A 4,758-nucleotide genomic window follows, 5' to 3' on the forward strand; every position below is an offset into this window, starting at 1 on the left:
GCCCATGCTCCGCCAGCGTCGGCACATTGCCAATCAGCGGCATGCGCGTACTCTTGGAGACACCCAGGATCTTCAGCTTCCCGCTTTGCACATGCGGCAAGGTGGCCAGCATGCCGTTCATCAACACCTGGGTCTGGCCGGCGATCGTATCGCTGACGGCTTGCGAACCGCCCTTGTAGGGGATGTACTGCCACTTCGCCTTGCTCGCYCGCTCGACCGCAACACCAGCCAGGTGCGGTGCGCTACCCATGGCCGTTACCGCAAAGTTCAGGTCGGTCTTGTGCGAAAGCGCTACGAGCTCCTTGAGATTGCTGGCGGGTACCGAGGGATGAACCACCAGCAGGTGCGGCGAGTAGGCCAGCATCGTGACACCACGCAAGTCCTTGGTCGGGTCGAAACCCAGCTTGGGATAGACCGAAGGGCTGATGGCCAGAGCGCCGGTGTCGCACAGCAGCAGCGTGTAGCCGTCGGGTGCTGACTTGGCCACGATGTCGGCGCCCAGGTTACCGTTGGCGCCAGCCTTGTTGTCCACGATGACCGACTGCTTGAGCGCCTCGGACAGAGGCTGCGCAATGGCGCGCGCGATGATGTCTGAAGAACCGCCGGGTGGGTACGGCACCACCAGGCGTATGGGTTTGGACGGCCATGAAGCCTGCGCGCTCGCAGCGCCAGTCCCCAAAGCCAGTGAAGCAGCAATAAGCTCTCGTCGATTGATCGGCATGTTCGTCTCCGGATGTGTGAAAAAGCGGTGTCCTCCACCAGCTGCGCCGTGAGCCTCTGTGGGCTCTTCATGCGGATGAGTTACGCGACTTCGTGGTTGCCCAGAAGTTCAAGCGCGCGCACCAGAGCGGAATGGTCCAGGTCCTGCATGCCGTTGGCGGCACAGGCCTGCATCAGCTGGGCGGCGCCCGCCGTTTGCGGCAAAGCCAGACCCAGCGTACGCGCACCGCTGAGCGCGAGGTTCAAATCCTTCTGGTGCAAGCCGATACGGAAGCCCGGCGCAAAGGTGCGCTTGATCATGCGTTCGCCGTGAACTTCCAGAATGCGCGACGAGGCAAAACCGCCCATCAGCGCCTGGCGCACTTTGGCTGGATCGGCGCCAGCCTTGCTGGCAAACAACAGGGCTTCACCCACGGCCGCGATGTTCAGCGCCACGATGATCTGGTTGGCCACCTTGCAGGTCTGGCCGTCGCCGTTGCCGCCCACCAGGGTGATGTTCTTGCCCATCAGTTCGAACAACGGCTTGACGAGGTCAAACGCCGCCTGCGGGCCGCCCACCATGATGGTCAGGCTCGCAGCTTTGGCGCCGACTTCACCGCCCGACACCGGGGCGTCCAGATAGTCGCAACCGAGGGCGTCAATTTTCTTGGCGAACTCTTTGGTGTCCATCGGCGAGATCGAGCTCATGTCGACCACTGTCTTGCCCTTGGTCAGCACCGAGGCCACTCCGCCCTCGCCAAACAGCACGTTCTCCACGTCGGGCGTATCGGGCAACATCAGGAAAATGATGTCCGCCTGCTTTACTACGTCGGCGATGGAGTCGCAGGCCTTGCCCTTGCCGGTCAAGAGAGCCGCAGGCACTTTGCTCCGCGTGTTCATGAAAACCTCGTGTCCTGCCGCAATCAGGTGCGCAGCCATCGGCGCGCCCATGATGCCCAAGCCGATAAATCCAAGCTTGCTCATAAAAATGCTCCTTGTTTGTAAAAAATAGCAATGGCCCCGGACGCGCGGTCCACAAGGCGCATCCCGGACCAGGTCCGGGATGACAGAAAAATCAGGCGAGGTATTTGTCGCGCAGGGCCTGTGTGGCGCCACGGAAAACGCCGAGGTCGCTGCCGACGCCGACAAAAGTCGCGCCCATCTCCATGTAGCGGCGCGCGTCGGCCTCCACCGGCGCCAGGATGCCGACCGGTTTGCCGTGCGCCTTGGCGGCGGCAAAAATTTTCACCATGGCGGCCTGCACCTCCGGGTGCCCGGCATTACCGAGGTGGCCCAGGCCGGCGGCCAGGTCGGACGGGCCGACAAACATGCAGTCGACACCGTCGATGGCGGCAATCTCGTTCGCTGCCGCCGTGCCGGCGATGCTTTCGATCTGCACCATCACGCAGATGTGGTCGTTGATGGACTTGAGGTAGTCCGGCACCGTGCCGTACTTGTTGCTGCGCTGGGACACCGACACGCCGCGAATGCCTTGCGGCGGGTAACGGGTGGCGGCGACGGCGCTGGTGGCCTGCTCGGCGGTTTCGACAAAGGGGATCAGGAAGTTGTAGAAGCCGGCATCGAGCAGGCGCTTGAGCTCTACCGAGTTGTTTGAGGTCGGGCGCACCACCGGTGCGCTGCGGCTGTCTTTCAGCGCCATCAGTTGCGGGATGTAGGTGGCCATGTCGTTGGGCGAATGTTCACCGTCAAGCAGGATCCAGTCGAAACCGGCCACGCCCAGCACCTCGGTGGTGATGGCGTTGGACAGCGAGGACCAGCAGCCGATCAGTTTTTTGCCGGCCAGCAGGTCGCGCTTGAAGCTGTTGGGAAAACTTTGATAAGGGGTTGCTTGTGTCATGAGTTAACTCTCTTTTTATCGATGATCTCTGTTGATCAGGTAGGCAGTGAATCTTTGAATCTATACGTCAATGCATCAGTCCATCAGGTAATGGGCGCCGGGTTGAACAACACCAGCGCGTTGTGCAGCTTCCAGTGTTCGGCCCAGGTTTTCTTTCGGCCGCTGGCAACGTCCAGCATGAACTGGAACAGCTCCCAGCCGACGTCTTCAATGGTGGCATCGCCGTCGGCAATACGCCCGGCATTGATGTCCATCAGGTCGTGCCAGCGCCGGGCGAGGTCGCTTCGCGTGGCCACCTTGATGACCGGCACTTCCGCCAGGCCGTAGGGCGTGCCGCGGCCGGTGGTAAACACATGGATGTTGATGCCCGCGGCCAGCTGCAGCGTGCCGCAGATGAAGTCGCTGGCGGGCGTGGCGGCGTAGATCAGGCCTTTTTGTTTCACCTTCTCGCCGGGTGCCAGTACACCGCTGATGGGCGCGGAGCCTGACTTGACGATGGAGCCCATGGCCTTTTCCACAATGTTGGAAAGGCCGCCTTTTTTGTTGCCCGGCGTGGTGTTGGCGCTGCGGTCAACCTGCCCTTTTTTCAGGTACGCGTCATACCAGGCCATCTCGCGGATCATCGCGGCGGCCACTTCAGGGCTGCTGGCCCTCGATGTCAGCTGGTCAATACCGTCGCGCACTTCAGTGGTCTCGGAAAACATCACCGTGGCGCCGGCACGCACCAGCAGATCGGTGGCAAAGCCCACCGCAGGGTTGGCCGTGACACCAGAGAACGCATCGCTGCCACCGCATTGCACGCCCACCACCAGCTCGCTGGCGGGCACCGTTTCGCGGCGTCGCGCATTCAGGCGTTCGAGATGTTGCAGTGCCATGTCCATGACCGAATCAATCATGGACATGAAGCCGACATGGTTCTCGGACTGCAGGCACACCACATCCAGCGCGGCTTCCGCATTCGTGCCCACATCGGCCACGTTGCGTTCATCGACGATCTGGATGGTGCCCGGCGGCAGCAAACGTTCAGGCTGCAGCTTCTCGCAGCCCAGGCTGACCACCATGACTTCACCGCCGAAGTTGGGGTTCAGGCTGATGTTGCGCAGCGTGCGGATCGGGATGATGGCGTCCGGCGCATCGATGGCCACGCCGCAGCCGTAGGTGTGCTCCAGCCCCACCACATCATCGACATGGGGAAAGCGGGGCAACAACTCTGCCTTGATGCGCTTGACGGCGAAGTCCACCACGCCGGCCACGCACTGCACGGTGGTGGTGATGGCCAGGATGTTGCGGCTGCCGACCGATCCGTCCGGGTTGCGGTAGCCCTCAAAGGTGTAACCCTCCAGCGCGGGCTGAGGGGCCGGCCGCACGGTGGCGATGGGAAGCGCGTCCAGCGTGCGCGCGTCGGGCATCTCCAGCAGGCGTTCATGCACCCAGCTGCCGGCGGGAATATCTTTCAATGCGTAACCGATGGGCACGTTGTAACGCAGCACCGCCGCGCCCTTGGGCAAGTCGACCAGCGCCACCTTGTGGCCCTGCGGAACCCGCTCGATCAGCGTCAACCCATCGGCAAACACTGCGCCCGCTGGCAGGCCACCATCGTTGGCAACAATGGCGACGTTGTCCGCACCGTGCATGCGGATAAAAAGAGGGTTGACGTTGGTGCGTTCCATCAGAAGTCGACGATTTCCACCCAGTTCGGGTTCTTGCCCGCGGGCTGGCTCACCCCGGCGGCAGGCACACCCGTGGCCGCATCGATCGGATGCAGCGACACGGCATGGGAGTCCTGGCCGGTAGAGATAAGGAACTTGCCGCTCGAGTCCACCGCAAAGCCGCGGGGCGTTTTCTCAGTGGGCGTTGTGCCGGCTGTTTGCAGCAGGCCGGTGGCAGGGTCTATTTTGAATGTGGTCAACGTGCTGGAAGTACGCTCCGATCCATACAGATACCGTCCGTCGGCGGACAGCTGGAGGTCTGCCGCCCATGGCTTGCCCGTAAAACCAGCCGGCATGACAGTGCTTCGCTGCAGATGGCGCATGGCGCCCTTGCCAGCGTCGTATGCAAACACATCCACACCGCCGTCCAGTTCGTTAAGCAGGTAGACATGCGTCTGGGCCTTGTTCCACAGGAAGTGCCGCGGGCCGGTTTTGGCCGGCGACACATTCACCAGCGCCGGATCGTTGGCGCTCAGCTGGCCGGTCTTGGGG

At 62.5% G+C, this 4,758-nt stretch carries 5 protein-coding genes; all 5 read right to left on the minus strand.

From position 1 onward, the window contains the following. On the minus strand, positions 1–721 hold a 721-nt coding region (locus AC1D1P_RS14530), incomplete at its 3' end, for a Bug family tripartite tricarboxylate transporter substrate binding protein (protein ID WP_477673474.1). Positions 722–801: 80 nt separating this feature from the next. Then, on the minus strand, positions 802–1,683 hold the full coding sequence (glxR, locus tag AC1D1P_RS14535; protein WP_477671053.1) for a 2-hydroxy-3-oxopropionate reductase: 882 nt from the start codon (positions 1,681–1,683) through the stop codon (positions 802–804). Positions 1,684–1,774: 91 nt separating this feature from the next. Continuing rightward, positions 1,775–2,557, minus strand: coding sequence for a 2-dehydro-3-deoxyglucarate aldolase (gene garL / locus AC1D1P_RS14540; protein WP_477671054.1), 783 nt, complete (start codon positions 2,555–2,557; stop codon positions 1,775–1,777). An 83-nt stretch (positions 2,558–2,640) separates the two neighbouring features. Next, positions 2,641–4,227: a galactarate dehydratase gene (gene garD / locus AC1D1P_RS14545; RefSeq protein ID WP_477671055.1), complete on the minus strand. Its 1,587-nt coding sequence runs from the start codon at positions 4,225–4,227 to the stop codon at positions 2,641–2,643. After that, positions 4,227–4,758 (minus strand): lactonase family protein (locus tag AC1D1P_RS14550; protein WP_477673475.1); only part of this gene is annotated, 532 nt, incomplete at its 5' end. The genes AC1D1P_RS14550 and garD, both read right to left, overlap by 1 nt.

Source organism: Polaromonas sp. P1_E1_2, assembly GCF_056406035.1.

Excerpts from the sequence above, each read along its gene's own strand:
- glxR (WP_477671053.1), bottom strand. The coding sequence starts at position 1,683 with ATGAGCAAGCTTGGATTTATCGGCTTGGGCATCATGGGCGCGCCGATG.
- garL (WP_477671054.1), bottom strand. The coding sequence starts at position 2,557 with ATGACACAAGCAACCCCTTATCAAAGTTTTCCCAACAGCTTCAAGCGC.
- garD (WP_477671055.1), bottom strand. The coding sequence starts at position 4,227 with ATGGAACGCACCAACGTCAACCCTCTTTTTATCCGCATGCACGGTGCG.